The organism is Roseivivax sp. THAF30, from assembly GCF_009363575.1.
In the GTDB taxonomy this organism is placed as follows: domain Bacteria; phylum Pseudomonadota; class Alphaproteobacteria; order Rhodobacterales; family Rhodobacteraceae; genus Roseivivax; species Roseivivax halotolerans.
Genome location: NZ_CP045389.1, coordinates 3,762,898 through 3,786,698, shown reverse-complemented (window position 1 = coordinate 3,786,698; position 23,801 = coordinate 3,762,898). Strand labels below are relative to the sequence as shown.

Annotated in this window: 24 protein-coding genes; 14 read left to right on the top strand and 10 right to left on the bottom strand. The window is 60.3% G+C overall.

The features are described from left to right. The first annotated feature begins 172 nt into the window (after positions 1-172). Positions 173-1,672, top strand: a complete 1,500-nt coding sequence (gene crtD, locus FIU91_RS18380) for a 1-hydroxycarotenoid 3,4-desaturase CrtD (RefSeq protein WP_371418220.1) — start codon at positions 173-175, stop codon at positions 1,670-1,672. Then, on the top strand, positions 1,627-2,514 hold the full coding sequence (crtC, locus tag FIU91_RS18375; RefSeq protein ID WP_152463796.1) for a carotenoid 1,2-hydratase: 888 nt from the start codon (positions 1,627-1,629) through the stop codon (positions 2,512-2,514). The genes crtD and crtC overlap by 46 nt, the downstream gene beginning before the upstream one ends. On the opposite strand, the gene FIU91_RS18370 is transcribed toward crtC, so the two are convergent. Genes FIU91_RS18370 through FIU91_RS18360 form a run of 3 tightly spaced genes read right to left on the bottom strand, consistent with a single transcriptional unit; the run spans position 2,506 to position 5,575 of the window. Then, positions 2,506-2,988, bottom strand: a complete 483-nt coding sequence (locus FIU91_RS18370; RefSeq protein ID WP_093009151.1) for a TspO/MBR family protein — start codon at positions 2,986-2,988, stop codon at positions 2,506-2,508. The genes crtC and FIU91_RS18370 overlap by 9 nt on opposite strands. 5 nt (positions 2,989-2,993) lie before the next feature. After that, a complete protein-coding gene (gene crtB / locus FIU91_RS18365; RefSeq protein ID WP_152463570.1) occupies positions 2,994-4,031 on the bottom strand; it encodes a 15-cis-phytoene synthase in 1,038 nt (345 codons plus the stop codon). Beyond that, on the bottom strand, positions 4,028-5,575 hold the full coding sequence (locus FIU91_RS18360; RefSeq protein WP_152463569.1) for a phytoene desaturase: 1,548 nt from the start codon (positions 5,573-5,575) through the stop codon (positions 4,028-4,030). The genes crtB and FIU91_RS18360 overlap by 4 nt, the downstream gene beginning before the upstream one ends. Positions 5,576-5,686: 111 nt before the next feature. Between FIU91_RS18360 and crtA the strand changes: the two genes are divergently transcribed. The 5 genes from crtA to FIU91_RS18335 are packed head-to-tail and all read left to right on the top strand — an operon-like array spanning position 5,687 to position 11,204. Next, on the top strand, positions 5,687-6,421 hold the full coding sequence (crtA, locus tag FIU91_RS18355; protein ID WP_254702004.1) for a spheroidene monooxygenase: 735 nt from the start codon (positions 5,687-5,689) through the stop codon (positions 6,419-6,421). Beyond that, complete coding sequence (gene bchI / locus FIU91_RS18350; protein WP_152463568.1) at positions 6,418-7,422, top strand: magnesium chelatase ATPase subunit I; 1,005 nt, start codon at positions 6,418-6,420, stop codon at positions 7,420-7,422. The genes crtA and bchI overlap by 4 nt, the downstream gene beginning before the upstream one ends. Continuing rightward, positions 7,419-9,092, top strand: a complete 1,674-nt coding sequence (locus FIU91_RS18345; RefSeq protein WP_152463567.1) for a magnesium chelatase subunit D — start codon at positions 7,419-7,421, stop codon at positions 9,090-9,092. The genes bchI and FIU91_RS18345 overlap by 4 nt, the downstream gene beginning before the upstream one ends. Then, positions 9,076-9,936 carry an alpha/beta fold hydrolase BchO gene (gene bchO, locus FIU91_RS18340; RefSeq protein ID WP_152463566.1) on the top strand — a complete coding sequence of 287 codons (861 nt, stop codon included), beginning with the start codon at positions 9,076-9,078 and terminating at the stop codon, positions 9,934-9,936. Before FIU91_RS18345 ends, bchO begins: the two co-directional genes overlap by 17 nt. 32 nt (positions 9,937-9,968) lie before the next feature. Next, on the top strand, positions 9,969-11,204 hold the full coding sequence (locus tag FIU91_RS18335) for an MFS transporter (protein WP_152463565.1): 1,236 nt from the start codon (positions 9,969-9,971) through the stop codon (positions 11,202-11,204). Here FIU91_RS18335 and FIU91_RS19825 read toward each other — a convergent pair. The 3 genes from FIU91_RS19825 to FIU91_RS18320 all read right to left on the bottom strand — a co-directional run bounded on the left by FIU91_RS19825 (position 11,187) and on the right by FIU91_RS18320 (position 13,482). Beyond that, a complete protein-coding gene (locus tag FIU91_RS19825; RefSeq protein WP_371418219.1) occupies positions 11,187-11,528 on the bottom strand; it encodes a Smr/MutS family protein in 342 nt (113 codons plus the stop codon). The two genes, FIU91_RS18335 and FIU91_RS19825, sit on opposite strands and share 18 nt — an antisense overlap. A 248-nt stretch (positions 11,529-11,776) precedes the next feature. Beyond that, positions 11,777-12,826 carry a murein transglycosylase A gene (locus FIU91_RS18325; RefSeq protein WP_152463563.1) on the bottom strand — a complete coding sequence of 350 codons (1,050 nt, stop codon included), beginning with the start codon at positions 12,824-12,826 and terminating at the stop codon, positions 11,777-11,779. After that, positions 12,823-13,482, bottom strand: a complete 660-nt coding sequence (locus FIU91_RS18320; RefSeq protein ID WP_093009142.1) for a Tim44/TimA family putative adaptor protein — start codon at positions 13,480-13,482, stop codon at positions 12,823-12,825. Before FIU91_RS18320 ends, FIU91_RS18325 begins: the two co-directional genes overlap by 4 nt. Before the next feature lie 108 nt (positions 13,483-13,590). On the opposite strand from FIU91_RS18320, the gene FIU91_RS18315 reads away from it, so the two are divergent. Both FIU91_RS18315 and secB read left to right on the top strand, forming a co-directional pair. Then, positions 13,591-14,100 carry an FxsA family protein gene (locus FIU91_RS18315; protein ID WP_152463794.1) on the top strand — a complete coding sequence of 170 codons (510 nt, stop codon included), beginning with the start codon at positions 13,591-13,593 and terminating at the stop codon, positions 14,098-14,100. 66 nt (positions 14,101-14,166) lie between these two features. Then, positions 14,167-14,685, top strand: a complete 519-nt coding sequence (gene secB / locus FIU91_RS18310; RefSeq protein ID WP_093009140.1) for a protein-export chaperone SecB — start codon at positions 14,167-14,169, stop codon at positions 14,683-14,685. A 3-nt stretch (positions 14,686-14,688) separates the two neighbouring features. Here the strand turns inward: secB and dnaQ are convergent, their stop codons facing one another. From dnaQ to FIU91_RS18290, 4 genes are read right to left on the bottom strand one after another with little or no spacing between them, the layout of a single operon-like run. Continuing rightward, positions 14,689-15,378, bottom strand: a complete 690-nt coding sequence (gene dnaQ, locus FIU91_RS18305) for a DNA polymerase III subunit epsilon (protein ID WP_152463562.1) — start codon at positions 15,376-15,378, stop codon at positions 14,689-14,691. A 2-nt stretch (positions 15,379-15,380) separates the two neighbouring features. Next, positions 15,381-15,965 carry a dephospho-CoA kinase gene (coaE, locus tag FIU91_RS18300; protein ID WP_152463561.1) on the bottom strand — a complete coding sequence of 195 codons (585 nt, stop codon included), beginning with the start codon at positions 15,963-15,965 and terminating at the stop codon, positions 15,381-15,383. Then, positions 15,962-16,795, bottom strand: coding sequence for a shikimate dehydrogenase (locus FIU91_RS18295; protein ID WP_152463560.1), 834 nt, complete (start codon positions 16,793-16,795; stop codon positions 15,962-15,964). Before FIU91_RS18295 ends, coaE begins: the two co-directional genes overlap by 4 nt. After that, positions 16,792-17,391: a nucleoside triphosphate pyrophosphatase gene (locus tag FIU91_RS18290; protein ID WP_152463559.1), complete on the bottom strand. Its 600-nt coding sequence runs from the start codon at positions 17,389-17,391 to the stop codon at positions 16,792-16,794. Before FIU91_RS18290 ends, FIU91_RS18295 begins: the two co-directional genes overlap by 4 nt. Positions 17,392-17,926: 535 nt before the next feature. Between FIU91_RS18290 and rho the strand changes: the two genes are divergently transcribed. Genes rho through FIU91_RS18265 form a run of 5 tightly spaced genes read left to right on the top strand, consistent with a single transcriptional unit; the run spans position 17,927 to position 23,792 of the window. Further along, a complete protein-coding gene (gene rho, locus FIU91_RS18285; RefSeq protein WP_152463558.1) occupies positions 17,927-19,198 on the top strand; it encodes a transcription termination factor Rho in 1,272 nt (423 codons plus the stop codon). 20 nt (positions 19,199-19,218) lie between these two features. Further along, entirely contained in the window at positions 19,219-20,502 is a 1,284-nt protein-coding gene (mnmE, locus tag FIU91_RS18280) for a tRNA uridine-5-carboxymethylaminomethyl(34) synthesis GTPase MnmE (RefSeq protein WP_152463793.1), read from the top strand. Positions 20,503-20,513: 11 nt separating this feature from the next. After that, positions 20,514-22,382, top strand: a complete 1,869-nt coding sequence (gene mnmG / locus FIU91_RS18275; protein ID WP_152463557.1) for a tRNA uridine-5-carboxymethylaminomethyl(34) synthesis enzyme MnmG — start codon at positions 20,514-20,516, stop codon at positions 22,380-22,382. Beyond that, positions 22,379-22,990 (top strand): 16S rRNA (guanine(527)-N(7))-methyltransferase RsmG, encoded by a 612-nt coding sequence (gene rsmG, locus FIU91_RS18270; RefSeq protein WP_152463556.1) that lies wholly within the window; start codon positions 22,379-22,381, stop codon positions 22,988-22,990. The genes mnmG and rsmG overlap by 4 nt, the downstream gene beginning before the upstream one ends. After that, positions 22,983-23,792, top strand: coding sequence for a ParA family protein (locus FIU91_RS18265; protein WP_152463555.1), 810 nt, complete (start codon positions 22,983-22,985; stop codon positions 23,790-23,792). The genes rsmG and FIU91_RS18265 overlap by 8 nt, the downstream gene beginning before the upstream one ends. Positions 23,793-23,801: the final 9 nt, after the last annotated feature.

Here is a 23,801-nt window from a genome sequence, read left to right as displayed (position 1 = left end):
CCTTCCGGCGATCTGACGATCACGATTTACACCTTACTGTAAACCACACTGGACACATTCATGGATCGAGTCAACAATTCCACCCGTGATGCCTTCATCCGACAGATGTGCCTCACGCCGCTCTGATCCGATTGTCGTGATCGGTGCCGGTGTAGGTGGACTGTCCGCCGCGTTGTCCCTCGCAGCGGCGGATGAGCCCGTTCTCGTTCTCGAAAAGGAAGCGCAGCCCGGCGGCAAGATGCGTCAGGTTGACGGAGTCGATGCCGGGCCAACCGTTCTGACGCTTGCCTGGGTGTTCGAGGAGCTCTTCGCCAGAGCAGGAACACGTCTGTCGGATCATGTGAGGCTGACGCGGCAAGAGGTTCTCGGGCGGCATTTCTGGCGCGATGGTACTGTCCTCGACCTATTCGCCGATCCAGACAAAAGCGCGCAAGCGATCCGGGAGATGTCCGGCGATCTGGGCGCGAGTGAATTCCGCGCATTCTCTGACCGTGCACGCCGTCTGTTCGATGCGTTTCTCGGTCCAATGATGCTGACGCCCAGGCCAAGCTTGCCGCGCCTGGTCTCGACCGTTCTGGCTCAGCCGCGCCTCATGCGCGACATGGGATTGGGCCGGAGCCTTGAGGGCCTTCTGCGGAACAGTTTCACCGACCCGCGCCTGCGGCAACTCTTCGGGCGTTACGCAACCTATGTCGGCGGCGATCCAAGCAAGACTCCGGCGCTTTACGCTCTTATCTGGCATGCGGAAGAGCAAGGCGTCTGGGCGGTCGACGGTGGATTGTCGGCCCTGGCAGCGGCGATGTCCCGTCAGATCGAGGCGTGCGGTGGAGAGATCCGATATGACGCGACTGTCGCTGAAATAGAGACTGACGGGCACGCTGCCTCCGGTGTGCGATTGCATGACGACTCGCGTATTAAGGCATCCCGCGTCATCTTTAACGGAGATCCCCGCGCGCTCGCTGTTGGTGCGCTGGGCAATTCCGTCCGCTCCTCGGTCGGGCGGCTGGCCGAAAAGCCACGCTCCCTTTCGGCGCGTGTCTGGGCATTCTCGGCTAAAGTCGAGGGTCCGCCAATCTGCCATCACAACGTGTTCTTTCGCAGCGATCCTGGTCCGGAATTCGCCGATATCGCCTCCGGGCGCGCAACCTTCGATCCAACTCTCTACGTTTGTGCCGAGGATCGTGGCGGGGCTCTTCCACCGCCGGCACGCGAGCGCTTCGAAATCATCATCAACGCGCCTCCGGTTTCATCCCAGCCTCCTGATACAGAGGATTTTGCCCAATGTCTGACACGGACATTCGAAACGCTTCGGGCTTTCGACGTGAGTTTCGATCGAGCGCCGCCGGCCAGCGCGCTCACGACCCAAGCGGAGTTCGAGACCTTGTTTCCCGCGAGCCTCGGTTCGCTCTACGGGCAGAGCCCACACGGGTTCACATCGGCGCTCTCCCGGCCGACAGCCCGCAGCCGGATACCGGGTCTCTATCTCTGCGGGGGCGGGGTCCATCCGGGGCCGGGCGTTCCAATGGCAGCACTTTCCGGCACGCACGCGGCCGAGGCGATCATGCAGGACCAAACTTCAACATCGCGGTCCCACCCAATGGCTATGCGTGGTGGTACGTCGACGGGATCAGCGCGGACGGGCAACGTGCCATCTCGGTCATCGCCTTCATAGGATCGGTCTTTTCACCCTGGTACCGATGGTCCGGTCGGCGCGATCCCGAAAATCATGTCTGCATGAATGTTGCGACCTACGGACCCGGCGGACGGTTCACAATGACAGATCGCGGACGCAGCGCGCTGCGTCAGACCAAGGATATGCTCCGCATCGGTCCGTCCAAGATGGGCTGGAACGGAAAGCATCTCGTCGTGGAGATCGACGAAATCACGGCGCCACCGCAATTCGCCCGAGTGCGTGGCACGGTCCGGCTCACACCCAGTGCGATCACCGATCAGGAATTGCCATTGACCGAAGACGGTGCCCATGTTTGGCGACCCTTCGCACCGATCACGCAGATCGAGGTCGATATGGAAGCCCCGGGTTGGCAGTGGGCAGGGCATGGATATTTCGATGCCAATTTCGGAGTTCGGTCGCTAGAGGAAGATTTCTCCTACTGGACATGGGGTAGGTATCCCACGCGGGATGGGACAACGTGTTTTTACGATGCTGTGCGTCGGGACGGGACCACATTGGCGCAGGCCGCGAGATTTGACGCCTCTGGCGATGTGTCGGACATCGAACCGCCTCCACGCCGGAAGATCGGCAAGTCACTATGGCAAGTGAAGCGCGAGACGCGCGGCGATGACGCCTCGCATCCGAAACAGATCATGAACATGCTGGACGCGCCGTTTTATTCCCGCTCGGTCATGAAAACGCGGCTCGATGCGGAGGACGTGATAGGCGTGCATGAGGCTCTCGATCTCAGACGCTTTTCCAAGCCGTGGCTCAAGCCGATGATCGCTTTGCGGGTGCCGCGTCGCCCGGGTTGGCGTTTCGACAGCGATCAATCAGCGTGATTGCACCGGCGGGTTCGCGGCGACATCGGGATTGCGGCGCCAGACCGACAGGTTCAGGGCACCCGCGACGCTGACCCATAGCAGGTACGGGATAAAGAGCAGTCCCGCGATCCAATCGACGCCCCAGAAGACGTAGACCGACGCGGCGACCGACAGCCAGAGCAGCGACAGGACAAGCATCCCGCCCCGAATCCGCTTCAGGCCGAAGAAGACAGGTGTCCAGAGGCCGTTCAGCGCGATCTGTAGCGCCCAAAGCGCCATCGCCATTCCGTTTCCGTCGGACAGGGCAAGCCGCGCACCGGCAATCGACAGGAAAATGTAAAGCGTCGTCCAAACAACCGGAAAAGCCCAGTCGGGCGGCGTCCAGGTCGGCTTGTCGAGATCCCGATACCACGGGCCTGGCGGGAAAATTGCGCCGGTCGTACCAGCCGCAAAGCAGGCACCGAGAAAGATGAGGAACAGGATCCAGAACATTCGCGTCAGTTAGGACGCGCGGTCCCCGCAATCAAGGCTGCCTGACGCGCCCTATCGTTTTCAGCGAGATCCGAGAGAGTCGCGAAGAGCTGATCCGACCGGGACCATACGTGACTGCGCCGCGCTGCGGCCTCCACCAGAAAGCGTGTCTCGTCGAGAGGGCGTGCGAACAGGACCGGCGAACGGGGAGAGACCGACGACAAAAGTGTGCGGCCCGCGGACAAGCACAGCCACGCGGACTTCTGCGCGCGTGTCGTGCGTGCGCGTGTCGAGATACTGTCGAAGCCCGTGCTCGCGAGCCGGCCCCCGATACCGTCGTAGATATGACGTGCCGCGAAGATGCCGGCGCGGCAATCGAGCGGGAGAACACCAATACCTGCTTCAGCCCGGTGATAAAGACGCGTGGCCTCGGCCAAAAGCCGCTTCACTATGCGGCGGGTGCCCGCATTGGCATCGGGATTGGCAAGGAAATGATCCGGGTCGATGCCTTGCGCGGTGAGCCAGTCCGTCGGCAGGTACAGCCGCCCGGCCCGCGCATCTTCACCCACATCCCGCGAGATATTCGTGAGCTGCATCGCAACGCCCAAATCCGCAGCACGCGCCAGCGCGTGTGGGTCGCGGACGCGCATGAGCACGCACATCATCACGCCAACGGTCGCGGCGACACGGGCGGAATAGGCCCTTAGATCGGACAGGGTCGCGTAGCGCCGGCCCGTCGCATCCCAGCCCAGACCTTCGAGCAGCGACTCGGGAACCGCGCGCGGCATGTCGAAATCCTCGACCACCGCGGCGAAAGCCCGGTCGGGCGCGGCATTTTCCGGGCGGCCGGCATAGACGCGATCCAGCCGATCGCGCAGCCGCAAGACCGCATCGGCCTTGTGTTCATTCAGGTCGACCGCGTCGTCCGCAAGTCTGCAGAAGGCATAAAGTGCGAGCGCCGGGTCACGCACGCGGGACGGCAGAAGCCGGGACGCGGCATGGAACGAAAGCGAACCATGCCGTATGGTTTCGCGGCAGGCGGCCATGTCACGCTCTGCTATCACCTCGGCACCTCGTGCGGCATCGGCACCAGCTGCTCCAGCACCTCTGCGGAGGACATCACGCCGGGCAGCCCCGCGCCCGGATGCGTCCCCGCCCCGACGAGGAACAGGTTCTCGGCCTCCTCGCTGATATTGTGCGGGCGGAACCAGGCGCTTTGCAGGATGCGCGGCTCGATCGAGAAGCCCGTGCCGAAAGGCGCATTATAGCGGTCCTTGAAGTCGACTGGCGTCAGGATTTCTTCAGGCCCGAGATGTTCGGACAATCCGGGAAGAAGCTGTGCCTCGAGAACGTCCAGCATTTTTTTGCGATAGCGGTCCCGCTCGACAGTCCAATCGACACCGTTGTCGTGACCAAGATGCGGCACCGGAGAAAGGACGTAAAACGTGTCGTCGCCTTCTGGTGCGGCACTGGGATCGGTCTCACTCGGCCGATGCACGTAAAGCGACATGTCATCGGAGAGCTTACCGTTCAGGAAGATATCTTGAACGAGACCCTTGTATCGTGGCCCGTTAAGGATCGTGTGGTGGCCGACATCGCGCCACTTCCCTCGCGTACCCTCGGTGCCGAAATACCAGACGAACAGACCCATCGACCAGCGCGAGCGATCAAGCTTGGCATCGGTCCAGCGCTTGCGGGGGCGATTTCGCAAAAGGTGGGAATAGGTCCAGCCGGCATCCGCATTCGAGACGACGAGATCGGCAGAGACGATCTCGCCACCTGCAAGCCGCACTCCTGAGGCCCGATCACCGTTGAAGAGGATCTCGTCCACTTCCTGGCCCATACGCACGATGCCGCCTTGCGAATGGATGATCTCGGCCATGACCCGCGCGATTTCGGCCACGCCGCCCATCGCGTAATGCACGCCGAATTCCTTTTCGAGGTGGCTGACGAGAATATACATCGAGGTGACGTTGAACGGATCGCCGCCGATAAAGAGCGGGTGGAATGAAAGCGCCATGCGCAACCGCTCATCCTTCACCCGGCGCGCGGCATGGGCGTAAACGGATCGGTCGGCGCGCATCCGGGCAAAGGTCGGGAGAACGGCGACAAGGTCGCGAAAGCGATGCAGCGACCGGCGTCCGAGGTCTTCGAACCCGAACCAATATCGCGCCGCGCTGTCGGACAGGAACTTGTAGTATCCATCGACATCGGAGGGCGACAGGCGACGGATTTCCTCGACCATGCGGTCGGTATCCCCGGATGCCGAAAAGTGCGATCCATCAGGCCAGCGGATTTCGTAAAAGGGATCGAGCGAACGCAGGTCGATATCATCGTCGAACTTGCGGCCACATGCAGCCCAAAGCGCGCGAAAGACCTGCGGGACGGTCACTATGGTCGGTCCGAGATCGAAGCGATGCCCGTCTTTCCAGATCGCGGAGCCGCGTCCGCCCGGCACATCGAGCTTGTCGAACACGCTCACCCTGTAGCCCATCGCACCAAGCCGCATCGCCGAGGCCAGCCCACCAAGGCCGGCGCCGATGACGACCGCGTGCGGGGCATTCGTAAGCCGCGCCGCGGTAGCGAGTGTCGGATCGATCCGTGTCATGAATGCAGACTATAGGTGTAAACTTTAGCTGACAATACAAACCGTCAGAGGTGGCGAGCTGCCGAAGATCTTTCCTATCCATGCAAACTGTGTCAGGCTGAGTTTACAGTTATGGAATCCACGATGCAGTGCGTCAGCCTCTCCCTGTTCCGTTTCGACGGCGTCGCGGCCCGGTCCTGGGCTTTCGCGATGATGGGTGCGGCACGTCCGTCGATGGCACGTGTTCCAGGTCTGAAATTCTGGAAGCTCTGCGGATCAGGCACGGGCGAGGGCTTCACTCCGTTTCCAAATACAGCCGTTTACGCCGTGCTAGGCGTTTTCGAGAGCGATTCGGCAGCGCGAGAGGCGACGAAGACGGCGCGGGCCTGGCGGCTCTTCCGTTCGCGCGCCAGCGAAGATTGGACTCTGTTCCTTCGACCGATTTCCGCCCGTGGTGCCTGGTCCGGCGAGGCTCCGTTCCGCATCGCAGAAGATAGCGGTGATGGGCCCATCGCTGCGCTCACCCGCGCCACGATCAAACCATCGGTTGCGGCGCGGTTCTGGCAGCGCGTTCCGGATATCAGCGAAGTGATCGGTTCAGATCCCAACGTCCTGTTCAAGATCGGGATTGGCGAAGTGCCGCTTTTGCATCAGATCACGTTTTCGGTCTGGCCGGACGCGGAGAGTATGGCACAATTCGCGCGAAACGGTGGACCGCATTCCGACGCAATCAGGGCCGTGCGGACCGGTGCGTGGTTTCGCGAAGAGCTTTATGCGAGGTTTCGTATCGTCGGAGAGATGGGTCGTTGGCCCGGTATCGACGCCCGGCTCGCACCTGATCCAGCCCCCTTGGAGGCCACCACATGAGATACGCATTCCCATTCTCGGCCATTGTCGGTCAGCATCGCATGAAACAGGCGATGATCCTGACGGCGGTCGATCCGGGCATCGGCGGTGTCCTCGTCTTCGGAGATCGCGGCACGGGAAAATCGACTGCCGTACGTGCGCTGGCAGCGCTTCTTCCGCCAATTCAAGCAGTCGAAGGAAGTGCGACGAACGCAGAATCGCCGGAGGATGTGGCGGAGTGGGACCGCATGGCAGGATCCGAGATGGTGGATAAGCCGACCCCGGTCATCGATCTGCCACTTGGGGCGACAGAGGATCGGGTCGTCGGCGCGCTCGACATCGAGCGGGCGATCACCCACGGCGAAAAGGCCTTCGAGCCCGGCCTCCTTGCTCGTGCCAACCGCGGGTATCTCTATATCGACGAGGTTAATCTTTTGGAGGACCACATCGTCGATCTTCTGTTGGACGTGGCACAGTCGGGCGAAAACGTCATCGAGCGTGAAGGCTTGTCCGTGCGCCACGACGCGCGTTTCGTCCTCGTCGGCTCCGGCAATCCTGAGGAGGGAGAGCTCAGGCCACAGCTTCTGGATCGGTTCGGTCTCTCGGTCGAAGTGCGCTCGCCCTCCGATATCGAAGAGCGGATCGAGGTCATCAGGCGGCGCGCCGCGTTTGAGAGCAATCCCGCAGCGTTCGTCTCGAAATGGGCTGGGGACGATGCTGCAATCCGCGACGATATTCTCCGCGCTCGGAAAGCTCTGGGCGATGTCGAAACCGGAACGTCTGCCTTGCGCGATTGTGCCGAATTGTGTCTGGCGCTGGGCTCTGACGGTCTCAGAGGGGAGCTGACCCTTCTGCGTACCGCCCGAGCACTTGCAGCCTTCGAAGACGATGGCGAGGTGACGCGGAAGCATCTTCGGGACGTCGCGCCGATGGCCTTGTCGCATCGCCTGCGACGCGATCCTCTGGACGAAGCAGGCTCCACGGCACGGGTTGAACGGTTATTGCACGACGTCCTGGCATGAAGCAGGACCGCACCGAGGCATGGATCGCCGGACATCTGGCGCTGTCCCTCCTTGCGGTCGACCCGGCGGGACTCGGCGGGTTGCGGTTGCGTGCGCGCGCCTCGCCTGTGCGAGATGCGTTTCTGGATGCAGCGCCCGACATGCTGCGACCGTTTTTGCGTATCACACCGGCCATGACCGACGAGGCGTTGTTCGGCGGGACCGATATCGCCGAAAGCCTCTCGCAAGGGCGATTGGTGGTGAGGAAGGGTCTGATTGCACAAACCGGCACGCGCCTTGTGACCATGTCCGAAAGGCTCTCGCGCGGACGGGCGACTCGTTTGGCGCAGGTGATGGATGCGCGTCCGTCCGACGCGACGCTTCTTCTTGACGAAGGGATCGACGGCGAGGCTGCGCCAATGGCGCTCTGCGATCGACTTGCGTTCGAGATCGACCTCGATGGCGTCAGAACCGTGGATCTGGGCGAGCTTGCCCTTGGAGCCGCCGATATCTCTGCGGCGCGCGAACGCCTCGAGAAGATTACGCTGCCGGACGAGACGCTGACAGACCTCGTCGTGACCGCCGCGCGCTACGGCATCGCATCGCTGCGTGCGCCACTTTTTGCCTTGGCCGCCGCACGGGCGCATGCGGCTCTGTATCGGCGGAACTCCGTAATGGAGGATGATCTGATCGCCGCAGTTCAGCTCGTCTACGCACATCGCGCCACGATGATGCCGGAGGACGACTTCGAAACGGACACCCCCGAGGAGGATCCGGCCCCGCCCGAAGAGCAGGGCGAAAGCGACAGCCGCGAGACTGGAATCCCCGACGACTTGTTGATCGATGCTGTGCGTGCTGTTCTTCCAGAGGGGGCGCTTTCCGCACTGAGCGGGCAGGGCGCACAAAGGTCTGGCAAGGGCGCAGGCGGCGCAGGATATCGCCGCAAGGGCAACCGGCGTGGTCGGCCGCTTCCATCGATTGCGGGAATGCCCTCGTCCGACAGCCGGCTCGATCTCGTGGCAACGCTTCGAGCAGCCGCGCCGTGGCAGAAGATGCGCCGGGCAGCAGAGCCGGAACGATCCGGCCTGATCCTGAGCCGGTCCGATTTCCGGGTAAAGCGATACGAGGAACGTTCGGACCGGCTCATCATCTTCGTTGTCGATGCCTCGGGATCTTCCGCGATGACCCGGTTGGCTGAAGCAAAGGGCGCGGTCGAGACCCTTTTGGCAAACGCATATGCGAGCCGCGATCACGTCGCGCTCGTCTCGTTTCGCGGGAGGGATGCCCAGCTTCTCCTGCCCCCGACCCGATCTCTGGTCCAGGCGAAACGGGCGCTCGGCGGTTTGCCGGGCGGGGGCGGAACGCCCCTGGCATCAGGCCTCAAGGTCGCGGCCGACGTGGCCGAACGTGCGCGAGGGCAGGGACTCTCGCCTTCAATCGCGGTGATGACGGACGGGCGAGCAAATATCGGTCTCGAGGGCGAGGGCCGGAAGGCCGCGATGACCGATGCCGCACTGATGGCTCGGAGGATCGCGGCTATGGCGCTGCCTGCACTCGTTCTCGACACAAATACGCGTGCGAAATCGGACTTGTCGGACCTCGCGCGGCAGATGGGTGCGACCTACATGCCGCTCCCGCGGGCGGATTCCGCAAGTATCTCGAAATCCGTGACAGATGCGCTCCGATCCTGAACTGCCTGCAGATTGGCCGCTTCGTCACGCATCGCGTTTCGTCCGGTCACGCCCACATGCCTGGCATGTTCAAGACGTGGGCGAGGGGCCAACTTTGTTGTTCCTGCATGGCGCAGGCGGATCGACCCACACTTGGCGCGACGTTCTTCCTGCGCTCAAGACGCATCGCGGCATCGCGATCGATTTGCCGGGACACGGGTTCACGAGGCTTGGCGCGCGGCAAAGATCATCACTCGAATGCATGGCGGAAGATATCGCGCAGCTCGCTGCGAAGGAGGGATGGGACATCCGGGGGATCGTCGGCCATTCCGCAGGCGGCGCGGTCGCGCTGCGTTTTTCGACAAAGCTGCCGGGCAGGCCACCCGTCGTCGCGATCAATCCCGCGCTGCAACCGTTCGATGGTGTAGCAGGGCTGCTTTTTCCAATAGCGGCGCGCACGATTGCGACCATGCCATTCGCTGTCGATATCATTCGCAGAACCCTGGTCGCACCTGAGCGCGCACGGCAACTTCTGGCTGGAACAGGCTCTAAAATCGACGCGAAGGGCGTTGCGCTGTATGCGCGCCTTCTCCGCGAGCGAAGCCATGTCGAAGGTGCGCTTCTGATGATGGCCCAATGGTCCTTGGACGGGCTTCTGGTGGATCTGCCGAAACTGGAAACGCGAGCTCTGCTTCTGACCGGCGCAAATGATCGCACGGTTCCGCCCATCAGCGCGGTGCAAGCGGCGGCCAGGATGCGGGACGCACAGGTCGAAAGCCTCGACGGTCTCGGGCATCTCGCAAACGAGGAAGCCCCGGAGGACGTAGCTCGGCGGATCGAAGCGTTTCTGAGCGATCCCGCTTGAAGCCGGCGCATCCTTCCCGCATGTGATCATTCATGTCTCTGCTTTCATTCCTGCGCGGGAACGCGCCCTGGCTCGCGGCAGGCGCGATGCTCACCTTCCTGTCGAGTTTCGGCCAGACATTCTTCATTTCGATCTTCGCAGGCGATATCCGTGAGGCGTTCGATCTGAGCCACTCGAGCTGGGGCGCGATCTATGCCGCCGGTACGACAGCTTCCGCGGTGGCGATGGTCTGGGCCGGGGGTCTGACGGACAGGTTCAGAAGCCGGGCGCTCGGCGCGGCTATCCTCGTTGCGCTGGCGGCCTCGTGCCTCTTCATGGCGGTAAACACCGCTGCTGCGCTGCTGCCATTCGCGATTTTCGCGCTGAGATTCGCTGGGCAGGGTATGACGTCGCATATCGCGATGGCGGCGATGTCTCGTTGGTTCATAGCCACGCGGGGGCGGGCACTCAGCATAGCCGGTCTCGGCGTCACGGTTGGAAATGCGCTGCTGCCGATCGTGTTCGTCGCGCTCATGGCGGTGTTCGATTGGAGAGCGCTGTGGATGATCGCGGCAGCCATCGCACTTTTGGGACTGCCGCTGCTGCTGACGTTGCTGCGGACGGAACGCACGCCGCAATCCTTCGCGGCAGAAAGCGCCGGGGCATTCGGGATGGGTGCGCGGCATTGGACGCGGCTCGAAGCGCTCCGTCATCCGCTGTTCTGGTTGATGGTTCCCGCGCTGCTGGGCCCGCCCGCATGGGGCACTGCATTCTTTTTCCAACAGGTACACTATGCGGAGGTCAAAGACTGGCCACTCATTGCGATTGTTTCGTGGCTGCCCCTTTTTACCGCGGTGACCGTGGGCGCGATGCTCGCCTCTGGTTGGGCGATCGACCGCTTCGGCGTCGCGAAGGTGTATCCGACGGCGCTCTTGCCCTCCGTTGCAGCCTTCTTCGTCTTCGCATTGGCCGCCGACCCGCTTCACGTTGGCCTCGGGCTTGTCCTTCTCGGCATGACGCAAGGAGCCCAATCGACACTTCCGGCCGCATTCTGGGCGGAATTCTACGGAACGCGGCATATCGGGGCGATCAAGGCGATGGGTGCCGCCGTGATGGTTTTCGGCACCGCGATCGGACCGGGCGTCACAGGCTATCTGATCGATTTGGGCGTCGGCATCGAGACGCAATATCTTACAATGGCGATCTATTTCCTCGGCGCGACGGGAATCATGATCCTCGGACTTGCACGGTTCCGGACGGAAACTCCGAGCTCAGCGGAGACGGCGTAGGTAGACGTAATATGCGCCGCCGCCGCCGTGGCGGATATGGGCCTCGCTGATCTGGAGCACGGCCGTCGCCAGAGGCGGCATCCGTAGCCATTGCGGCACCTGCGTTTTTAGCACGCCGCGACGGCGCGGCGCCGGATCGTAAGGATCTTCCCGTTGGCCCTTACCGGTTATCACGAGAACGAGGCGATGCCCGCGCGCCTGGGACGCGAAAATGAAGCGCGTCAGCGCGGGATGCGCCCGGTCGAGGGTCATGCCATGCAAGTCGAGCCGGGCATCGGGTTTGAGCTTGCCGCGCTTCATCCGCGTGAAGGCCTTGGAATCCATCTGTACCGGGTCGCGGTCGAGGCGCGACGTCGTTGTGTCGGGCGGACTCCAGGTCTGGGGCGCCCCGCTTCTTTTCTGGCCGATTTGAAAATCGGGCAGGGGAGAAGGGCTGCTCTGCGCCGGAGGCGCGCGCCTCGGCTTAGGGGTGTCATCCTTGCGAGCGAATTTACCTTGCGTGTCGAGCCGATTGGCGGACCGCGCCACCTTTCCCCAAAGCTCGAGCTCTTCAGGCCGGACCTTCCGTCGGCTCATAAAGTCGGATCCGGCAAAAGCGCATAAGCGCGCTGGATCGGCAAGAGCACGAACATCCGGCCAGGATCCTTGAGACTACCGGCCCACTGGCCCGCCTCGGCGCCGGTCCCCGCGAAGATGTCCGCGCGCTGCGCGCCCTTGATCGCCGATCCGGTATCTTGGGCGACCATCAGGCGGCGCATGACATCACGCCCGTCCTTCTCGATCCAGACCGGCGCGCCAAGCGGGGTATAGGCCGGGTCCACCGCGATGCTGCGCATGGGCGTGATGGAGCGGTTCATCGCGCCGAGCGGCCCTTTGTCCGCGGGGACTTCGCTGACTTCCCGAAAAAAGACGTAGGATGGGTTGTGCAGAAGCAGTTCTTCGCCTTGGAGAGGGTTCTCGCGGACCCACTTCTTGATGCGGTCGGCGGAGACCTCGTGCTCGGAAAAGGTTCCGCGGCGGATCAGTTCGAGACCGATGGACCGGTATTCGTGACCATTCGCACCGCCATAGCCGACCCGGATCGTGCGTCCATCTTGCAGACGGATGCGGCCTGACCCCTGTACCTGCAGGAAGAACAACTCCACCGGATCGTCGACCCACGCGATCTCCAATCCGCGACCGGTCATGGCATCACCGGTCAGGATATCGCGTCGCGTGAGCCAGGGCCGGGTTTCCTCGGCTTCGCGCGGCATACGATAAAGGGGCCACCGAAACCGGGGAGACGGCCGCGTAGAGCCATCGAGTTCGGGTTCGAAATAGCCGGTGAACAGCGCCTCATCCGAGCCATGTGTGATCCGAACAGGTCGGAAGAAGAGCTCGAAGAAGGCACGTGGATCGGGATTGTCGCCGGCTGCGCGGCAAAGCGCACGCCAATCGGGATCGTCGAGATCCCGGCAGGTCTCGCGGAACGTTGCGAGTGCGCTCGCATGCTCATCATTCTCCCACCCGTCAAGATCGGAGAATTCCATGATGTCGTAGGTCGGCCCCGCCTCCTCGGCAGAGCCTTTACCGGGAAACGGGCCGGCCATGACGAGCGCGATCGCGGCCAGCGTCCGGATCATTCGCCCGTGGCGACGAGCTGCCAGTTGGGGTCGTCGCTGCCCATCACGCGTGCAAACGTCCAGACGTCGCGCTGCCTTTTGATCTTGGATGGGCTGCCTTCGACCAAGGTGCCCTCCTGATCGTAGACCGCGAAGGTCAGCTCGCCGATATAGCGCACGGTCAGTTCAGCCTCTCGGGTATCGGGATCGAAGGTCGCTTCCTCGAGCGCGGTTTCCCGGACGCCGACGAACTCGGCCTCGACGGTCAGTCCCTGCTCTTCCCGCGCGCCGACGCCTTGAGCGAAGCTTTCGAAAACCTCGTCGGACAGGAACGGCTTGAGATCATCGATCTTGCCGGTCTCGTAGCCCATGAGGATCATCTCGTAGGCGCCACGCGCACCGCCCAGGAACTCACCGACAGAGAAGCTCGGCTCGAGCCGTTTCATCTCTGTCAGAGCCTTGGCGCTTTCAGACCCTTCCGGCACGTGATCGACGATATCGGGATCGGGCCCGCCCTCGATCACCTCGAAGTCGCGGCGGTCGTTTTGGGGTGCGGACTTGCGCTCCGATGCCGGCCGTTCAAACCCCTCGCGGGTGCCGAGCACGTTCTTCAACCGCAGGATCAGGAACAGCGCGATGCCTGCAAGGACGAGGAGCTGAAGAATAGGCGAATTCATGTGACCTCACGGGTAAGATGTAGAACCGTTCAAGTTCCGTTCCTATGTAGGCAGTGGACGTCTTCAAGTCCACCAATCCGGGACGGTCCCCGGGGAAAGGTTTTTGTGATGTGGCTCCTGATTGCCTTCATTGCGGTTCCGCTGATCGAAATCGCGCTGTTCATTCAGGTCGGAGGGCTGATCGGTTTGTGGCCAACGCTGCTTATCGTCGTGCTGACCGCGATGCTGGGCACGTATCTTGTGCGCTCTCAAGGGGCGTCCGCGCTCGCGGACCTACGCGGCTCGTTCAACGATTTGCGCGATCCGACCGAGCCTTTGGCGCATGGCGCCATGATTCTTCTTGCCGGGGCGCTCCTCTTGACGCCGGGTTTCTTCACTGACGCGTTCGGTTTCGCATTGCTGACGCCGCCCTTCCGCAAGGCTGCGATTGAATATGCGAGGAAACACGTGAAGGTTCAGCGCTTTGAAATGGGTGGAGGGCGGTCCGGCCCGGACCCGCGGGATCCGCGCGCCCGGCGGCCGCAGCATGGGGACGACGTGATCGAAGGGGAATATTCCGAGGTCGATCCGTCGAAGCGTCCGACCCATCCCGGTTCGTCCGGATGGACCAAGCATTGAGCTAGACCTCGCGGCTTGGTAGGTCGTGACGCGATACAATGATCGTCATGCGAAAGGACATTGCCGATGAGCGATGCGTCAACCAACGAAGGAACAGGCAACGGCGCCGCGCAGCCGCCGGCCCAGCCGAAGATGAACGTGCTCGCCCAGTACATTCGCGATATGTCGTTCGAGAACGTGCTGGCCCAGAAGGGCGCGACCGGAGAAACGCAGCCGGATATCCAGGTTCAGGTCAACCTTGATGCGCGCAAGCGACAGACCGAGAACCAGTACGAAGTTCTGATGAAGCTCAACATCACGAACAAGTCGAAGGCGACCGGGGATACGCTGTTCCTGCTGGAGCTCGACTATGCTGGCGTATTCCAAGTCGAAAATGTTCCCGACGACCAGCTGCACCCGTTTCTTTTGATCGAATGCCCGCGCATGCTTTTCCCTTTCGCGCGCCGGATCGTCGCGGACGTGACGCGGGACGGGGGCTTTCCGCCGCTGAATCTCGAAACGATCGATTTTATCGCGCTCTACCGCGCGGAAATCCAGCGGCGTCAGCAGGCACAGGCATCGCAGCCAGCCGAAGGTCAGGCGTAATCGTCAGCTGCGGTTCCAGAGGGCATTTTCGCCCAGTGTTTCAAGGAAGGCGGCATGTGCCGCCTTTTCTTTGTCCGTAATCCGGGGCGGCAAGGGATCCGGCCGGCGATAGGGCCGCCAATCAGCTTCGGCGGCGACAGAGGGGCCCGATCCCTGTCCGGCGGTGAGGCCGAAATCAGGCTGCTTGCCGCCGATCAGTTCAAGATAGACTTCCGCCAGAATTTCGCTGTCGAGCAGCGCGCCGTGCAAGGTACGGGAGGCATTGTCGATTCCAAAGCGCCGGCAAAGCGCGTCGAGGGAAGCCGGGCTGCCAGGAAATTTCCGCCGCGCGATGTCGAGCGTGTCGATCGCCTGGTCCCACGGCAGTTTCGGCCGATTGACCCAGCCAAGCTCTGCATTGAGAAATTTCATATCGAACGCGGCGTTGTGAATGACGAGCTTCGCATCGCCCACGAAGGCGATGAAATCATCCGCGATCTCGGCGAAGACCGGTTTATCACGAAGGAAGTCGTCGCCAAGGCCGTGAACCTCGAACGCTTCCTGCGGCATGCCACGTTCGGGATTGATGTATTGATGATAGGTTCGTCCGGTCGCGACGTGGTTCCAAAGCTCCACCGCGCCGATCTCCACGATACGGTCACCAGATTGCGGGTCAAAGCCGGTGGTCTCGGTATCCAGGACGATTTCGCGCATGGTCAGAGCCGTTTTTCTATCTCGGTGAGGATAGTTTGCACGTCCTGTCGCGCGGTCTCAAGATCGTGGGTTCGGATCGTGAAGTCGGCACGATCGAGTTTGTCCTGGATCGGCATCTGTTTGGCGAGTATCGCCTCAAAATCCGCGTCGGTCATCGTGCCGCGCTCAAGGACACGCCGTCTTTGGGTTTCACGTGAAACATACACGCAAGCCGTCGCTTCCATCTCGGCTTGGCTGCCAGTCTCGAAAAGGAGCGGGATGTCGAAAACGGCGATACGCGCATCTGTTCTGCGCGTGAAGTCTTCCCGATCCTGGCGCACCAGGGGATGCACGATGTTCTCAATCCGGCCGAGAGCTGACGGATCCTTGGCGATGATCGAGCGCAAGGCCGTTCGGGAGACCTCCCCATCCTCTATCGCTTTCGGGAAAGCGGATGACATCGCCTGCACCGCTGCGCCGTTTTTGGCATAAAGTCGATGGACGGCTGCATCCGCGTCCCAAATTGCGCATCCCGCCTCAGCGAAAAGGCCAGCCGTCGTCGTCTTGCCCATACCAATGGAGCCTGTCAGTCCGAGTTTGAAGGTCATCGCAGGACAGCCGCGCGCGTCGCTTCATCGACTTCGGGGCGATGCCCGAACCAACGCTCGAAGCCGGGAACGGCCTGATGCAGAAGCATGCCCAGACCGTCGACTGTCTGGCATCCCATTTCGGAGGCGACGCGCAGAAGCCGGGTTTCGAGCGGAGCGTAAACGAGATCGGTCACGAGCGATTTTGTGTTCAGACCATCGAGAGGCACGCGCAGTTCTGGGTGACCGACCATACCAAGCGAGGTCGTGTTCACCACGGTCGCCGCATCGTCGAGCACGTTGCCAGCCCGGACCCAGTCAACAACCCGGACGCGGGTGCCCAGATCTTGAGCAAGCACTTCTGCGCGGTGGCGGGTCCGGTTGGTCAGGACGATCTCTGGCACGCCCGCATCGAGGAGCGAGGCGAGAACGGCTCGCGCCGCGCCACCGGCGCCAAAGACGACGGCCGGGCCGGCTTGCGGCACCCATCCATCCGCATTCTGCCGCAGGTTCTCAAGAAAGCCATATCCATCTGTGTTATCGGCATGGATCCGGCCATCTTTGCGAAAAATAAGGGTGTTTGCGGCTCCTATCAGGGCGGCGCGATCTGTGACGAGATCGGCAAGATCCAGAACCTTTTCCTTGTAGGGGATAGTCACATTCAAACCCACGAACCCAAGCTGGGGCAGGAGATTCAACGTGTCAGCCAGCTTGGCTGACGGCACATCCATCGGAATGTAATGGCCCTGAATACCGTACTTGCGAAGCCAATGGCCGTGCAGCCGCGGAGAGCGCGAATGCGCGATCGGCGAGCCTATAACGCCAGCCAGGGGAATGCGCTGTGCGGTCATCCGGGCAGGTCTCCTCTGAGCGTAAGGTAGTTCAGGAGTTCGAGAAGAGGCAGACCCAAAACCGAAAAGTAATCGCCTTGCACCTGGGCGAAGAGCCGTGCGCCTTCTTCCTCGAGCTTGTAGCAGCCGACCGAATGGCGGGCGCTGTCCCAGTTTCGCTCAAGATATTCGTCGAGATACGCATCTGAAAAGTTTCGCATCGTCATGCGTACTTGACCGATATGACGCCAGACAGGCTCACCCGCATCATAGAGAACCGCGGCGGAGAGGAGCATGTGGGTTTTCCCGCGAAGTTCCATGAGTTGCGAGCGCGCCTCATCGCGGGTCTGTGGCTTGCCGAATATCGTGTTCGCGTGGGTGAGAACCTGATCGCACCCCAGAACAAGCGCGTCCGGCTCCTTATCCGAAACTTTCCGGGCTTTCATCTCGGCCAGCGTGTCGGCGACATCGCGCGCCGGGGCCATTTCCGCTGCGAGGCTTTCCCGGATCGCATCTTCATCAAGCCGCGCAGGCACGATTCGATGAGTCACACGCGCCTGGTGCAGCAGCCGGGATCGAATTTCGGAGGCAGAGGCCAGAACGAGGTCACGATGCATGTGGATAACCGTCTGAAAGAGACATGTATCTTCGTGCGGATCCTTCTGTTCAAAAAGTACTTCTTGTTCAAGCCGGGGATGAATTCAAAGGTTCTTGTGATCCTTCAGGCCTGTCATGCCCGTTGGGGGCAGGATAAGTCGGTCTCAGGTCATGCTTGTGAAAGAAACGTTTAATGCACGGCTTTATCCACAATATTCCATACGTAGATCTCCTTTAAGCCTATGTTATCATTAAAAATGTTCTTCTTCTTTCCAACTTTCTCTACTTCTCCAATGTTTTGTACCATCAGCTTGATCACGTGGATATTGGGTGGGTAAGCCAAGTATCCCCAGACAGATTCGTTACCTTCATCAAACTTCATCTTTTCTTAATACCTTATTATATTTGTGCTGATCGTGAGCCCAGCCAATCTCTCGGCAGATTGACATGGACCGTGTCCGGGACTAGCAGGGTCTCTGACCGGTCCCGGTCAGGACTTCCCATGATCTATCTTAAGGAATGCTGTGGCGCTTACCGCCACGCATCGCTGTCTGCATGAACCTTGAAAAACTCAACCTGTCCGATCTCAAGGCGCAATCGCCGAAGGATCTCCTTGCGCTCGCCGAAGAGCTTGAGATCGAGAACGCGTCGACGATGCGCAAGGGCGAGATGATGTTCCAGATCCTGCGAGAGCGGGCTGATGAAGGCTGGGATATCTACGGCGATGGCGTGCTTGAAGTGCTCCAAGACGGATTCGGCTTCCTTCGGTCGCCTGAGGCGAATTATCTTCCGGGCCCGGACGACATCTATGTATCGCCGGATATGATCCGTAAATTCTCGCTCAGGACAGGAGATACGATCGAGGGCCAGATCAAGGCGCCTGAGGATAACGAGCGCTATTTCGCGCTGATGGATGTCACGCAGATCAATTTCGAACTGCCCAAGCGCGCGCGTCACAAGATTGCCTTCGACAACCTCACGCCGCTTTATCCGGATGAGCGGTTGCAGATGGAGATCGAGGATCCGAGCATCAAGGATCGTTCTGCCCGGATCATCGATCTCGTGGCCCCGATCGGGAAAGGGCAGCGCTCCCTGATCGTTGCGCCTCCAAGGACGGGTAAAACCGTTCTGATGCAGAATATCGCGAGTTCTATCGAGAAGAATCATCCCGAGTGCTACCTGATCGTCCTTCTGATCGATGAGCGGCCGGAAGAGGTCACGGATATGCAGCGCTCTGTGAAGGGCGAGGTTATTTCCTCCACCTTTGACGAACCGGCGACGCGTCACGTAGCGGTCAGCGAAATGGTCATCGAGAAAGCCAAGCGGCTTGTCGAACACAAGCGCGACGTCGTCATACTTCTCGATTCGATTACGCGTCTGGGCCGGGCCTTCAACACGGTCGTTCCGTCATCGGGGAAAGTCCTGACCGGTGGCGTCGATGCCAATGCCCTGCAACGTCCGAAGCGTTTTTTCGGCGCGGCGCGAAATATCGAGGAAGGCGGATCCCTGACCATTATCTCGACCGCGCTGATCGATACGGGCAGCCGGATGGACGAAGTGATCTTTGAAGAATTCAAGGGGACGGGCAACTCCGAGATCGTTCTCGACAGGAAGATCGCAGATAAACGCGTCTTCCCGGCCATCGATATTCTGAAGTCCGGTACTCGGAAGGAAGAGCTCCTGGTCGACAAGGGCGATCTTCAGAAAACCTTCGTGCTTCGCCGGATCCTCAACCCGATGGGGACGACGGACGCGATCGAATTCCTTCTGTCAAAGTTGAAGCAGACCAAGACGAATTCCGAGTTCTTCGATTCGATGAATACCTAATCACGAGGCGGGCAGTCATGATGGATACGATCTTCGCCCTCGCAACGGGCGAGGGGAAATCTGGACTGGCGGTTGTACGTATATCCGGGACTTCGGCATGGTCTGCGGTAACGGCGTTGGGGGTTGATTTACCGGCGCCCAGGAAAGCTGCGCTTCGAAAGATTGTGGATTCCGAAGGAGGCGTTCTCGATGAGGCGCTAGTCCTTCTGTTCGAGGACGGCAAAAGCTTCACGGGCGAGCGTGTCGCCGAGCTTCATCTTCACGGATCCATCGCGATTGTCCGCGCTGTTCTCGCCGAGCTCGGCAAACTGCCGGAGCTTCGTCTCGCCGAGCCGGGCGAATTTACCCGTCGCGCCTTGGAGAACGGACGTCTCGATCTTGTGCAGGTCGAAGCCCTGTCGGATCTTATCGAAAGCGAGACCGAGGCACAGCGGCGCCAGGCGTTGCGCGTGTTTGAAGGCGCCTTCGGCGAAAAGGTGGGTCAATGGCGAGTGAATTTAATCCGGGCGGCATCGCTTCTTGAGGCTGTCATCGACTTCGCTGATGAAGAGGTGCCGGAAGACGTGTCCGACGAGGTGTCCGACCTCATCGGGCGCGTCTCGAAGGAAATTGGCGAGGAGTTGGAAAAGAGCGGCGCGGCAGAGCGGCTGCGGCTCGGTTTTGACGTCGCCATCATTGGCGCGCCAAATGTGGGTAAATCGACGTTGCTGAACGCCCTTGCGGGTCGGGATGCGGCGATCACTTCGCATATAGCCGGGACGACGCGCGACGTGATCGAGGTGAGGATGGATCTTGGCGGTCTGCCGGTGACATTGATCGACACTGCCGGTGTCAGGGAAACCGAGGACGAGGTCGAAGCGCTCGGCGTTGCACGTGCTTTGGAACGTGGCGATAGAGCGGACCTTCGGATCTTTTTGTCCGATACCGGCACCTTCCCCGATGTACCGCGTCGCGATGATGATCTCGTCTTCGCCACCAAAGGCGACCTCTCGAAAGATCCTACGGCGATATCGGCGCTAAACGGGCATGGGGTGGACCGCGTTGTCACGGCAATCCAGGGCAGGCTGAAGGAAAAAAGCACAGATGGGGGCTTGGTGACCCGGGAACGGCATCGGATGGCGCTTGAGCGCGCGACGGTGTTGCTCGAGAACTCTGCAAGGTTTCTGAATATTGGTACTGACCAGTACGACCTTGCAGCGGAAGAATTGCGCTCAGCTATCCGAGAGCTTGAAATTCTCATTGGTCAAGTTGATGTGGAGGCTGTACTTGATGAAGTCTTCGCGAACTTCTGTCTCGGAAAGTAGGAGTGTTTCACGTGAAACATCGAGATGCGGATGTGATCGTCATCGGCGCGGGTCATGCAGGTGCGGAGGCAGCGCATGCGTCCGCACGGACTGGCGCGCACACTCTTTTGATTACGATGCGGGAAAACGACATCGGGGTGATGTCTTGCAATCCTGCGATCGGTGGTCTCGGTAAGGGACATCTGGTTCGTGAGATCGACGCGCTTGATGGTGTGATGGCTCGCGTGGCTGACAACGCCGGAATCCAATTTCGTCTGCTGAACCGCCGCAAGGGGCCGGCCGTTCAGGGTCCGCGCGCCCAAGCGGACCGGGCGCTCTACCGTACATACATGAAATCCGAACTCGCGAAGCAGCCGGATCTCGATCTTATCTTCGCGGAGGTCGTCGACCTTGTCGTAGAGAATGGAACCGTGTGTGGTGTGGAATTGGCCGATGGGCGTATGCTGCGGTCGGGTTCAGTTGTATTGACGACCGGCACCTTCCTTCGCGGTACTGTGCATATTGGCGATGTATCCTACAGTGCTGGCAGGATGGGCGATCAGGCCAGCACTAGACTTGCTGAACGAATGGACGGCTTCGAACTTCCTCTCGGTCGTCTCAAGACGGGTACTCCGCCTCGGTTGAACGGAGCGACGATCGATTGGGAAAGGCTCGAACAACAGCCGGGCGATGATGAGCCGGTAATGTTTTCGTTCCTTTCGCAAAAACCGAAGGCGAAGCAGATCGCTTGTGGCATCACGCATACCAACAGAAAAACGCACGAGATCATCCGCGCTAACCTGAACAAATCGGCGATGTATGGCGGACATATTGACGGTGTCGGCCCGCGATACTGCCCGTCGATCGAGGACAAAGTTGTTCGATTTTCCGAGAAGGACTCGCACCAGATCTTCCTCGAGCCGGAAGGTCTGAATGACACCACGGTCTATCCCAACGGGATTTCGACCTCGTTGCCCGCAGATATCCAGGCTGATTACATTCATAGCATCGTGGGTCTTGAGAGTGCTGAAATTCTGCAGCCAGGCTATGCAATTGAATACGATTACGTCGATCCACGCGCCTTGACCCTTTCTTTGGCTGTGAAGGATGTTCCCGGTCTCTTTCTCGCTGGGCAGATTAACGGAACAACCGGGTACGAAGAGGCCGCGGCACAAGGTCTGGTTGCCGGTCTGAATGCTGCACGGATATCGCGTGCGGAACCGCATGTCACCTTCTCGCGCACCGATAGCTATATCGGTGTGATGATTGATGATTTGACGTCCCGTGGTGTGATGGAGCCTTACCGCATGTTTACGTCGCGTGCGGAGTTCAGGCTTTTCCTTCGGGCCGACAATGCAGACCAGCGCCTGACGCCGAAAGGCTTAGAATGGGGTTTGGTCGGTAGAGAGCGGCGTGAGGTTTTCGAGGACAAGTCGAGACGCCTCGCGAGTGCCACATCGCGCCTGAAGACCCACTCTCTGCGGCCGTCTGAGTTGAGGGACAACGGCGTGGCTGCAGGAAAAGATGGACATAAAAGAGACGCTTTCGAGCTCCTTGCCTTTCCAGAAGTCACCTTCGACACGCTAGTCAACGTCGCGCCTGAGCTATCTGACATTGATTCCGAGTGTCGCGCCCAGGTTGAACGTGAGGCGCTTTATGCGAATTATATAAAAAGGCAGGAACGTGATGTTGCGGCGATGAAGAAGGATGAAGACGCACTCATCCCGGTAGATTTCAACTTTGAAAGCCTCGACGGATTGTCGAACGAATTAAAGGCCAAGCTCTCGGCGGCGCGTCCGGCCAGCTTGGGTCAAGCAAGCCGAATCGAGGGGGTAACGCCGGCGGCTCTCGGCTTAATTCTTGCCAAGCTGAGACAGACTCAACGCGTAAAAACGGCATGAGCGCGTTTGCGGGTGTCGGCGATGTTTCACGTGAAACATTGCAAGAGCTAGAGCGCTTCGAGGTGCTTTCGCGAAAATGGACGCAGCGCATCAATCTCATTTCCAGGAACTCCGAAGCTCATATCTGGGAGCGTCATATCCTCGATTCCCTTCAGCTTGTCTCATGCCTTCCAAGCGAGGGCCGTTGGCTCGATATCGGAAGTGGCGGCGGCTATCCCGCTATTGTCTTGGCGATCGCAGCGAAGACGCACGTCGCGAAATTGCGATTCGTCCTTGTAGAAAGTGATCATCGAAAAGCAGCTTTTCTGAGAACCGCAATCCGTGAGCACGCGCTTAACGCGGAGGTGAAAGCTTCTCGCATCGAAGCGCTTGAACCTCAAAACGCTGACATCGTGAGCGCACGCGCATTGGCAAGCATTTCATCTCTTCTCGACTATGCCGCTCCCCACCTTTCAAACGCGGGCAAGATGGTGTTTCTCAAAGGTGCCAACTGGCAAAAAGAGATCGAAGAAGCGTCCCAGACGTGGTCTTTCACCTACGAGGCCGTTACAAGCAAGACAGACCCCTCATCCGCCATCGTCATCATCGGAGATGCTCGTCGTGTCTGATCTCACGCGCCCGAAAAGCCCCAAGATCATAGCTATCGCCAACCAGAAGGGCGGGGTCGGAAAAACGACGACAACTATCAATCTCGGCGCCGCGCTGGCGGAGCAGGGCGAGCGGATTCTGGTCGTGGACCTCGACCCCCAAGGCAACGCGTCGACCGGCCTGGGTATCGAACCGACGGATCGTGAATATACGAGCTACGAGCTCCTGCTCGATGATATCCCGCTGGAAGAGGTGGTGCAGACCACCGAGATCGAAAACCTTTCGCTCATCCCCGCAACGGTGGACCTCAGTTCCGCAGACATCGAGCTTATCTCTAATGAGAAAAGGAGCTTTCTGCTGCATGATGCCCTGCGACAGAAAGATATCGATCAATTCGGCTTCGACCTCATTCTGATCGACTGTCCGCCATCCCTGAATCTTTTGACAGTCAACGCCATGGTTGCCTCTCATTCAGTGCTCGTTCCGCTCCAGAGCGAATTCTTTGCGCTGGAAGGTTTGTCGCAGCTGATGATGACAATTCGTGAAGTCCGCCAAAGTGCAAATCCGAACCTGCGCATCGAAGGAATCGTGCTGACGATGTATGACGCGCGGAATAATCTATCGCAGCAAGTCGAGGATGATGCGCGAAGCAATCTCGGCGAGCTCGTATTTCGTACAGTTATTCCTCGCAACGTCCGGGTCAGTGAAGCCCCCTCCTATGCGATGCCGGTCCTGACTTATGACAGCCAGTCTAAAGGCGCAGCCGCTTACCGCGCCTTAGCGCGCGAGCTGATGTCCACCAAGAAAAGAAACGCGGCCTGAGGAGAGCTC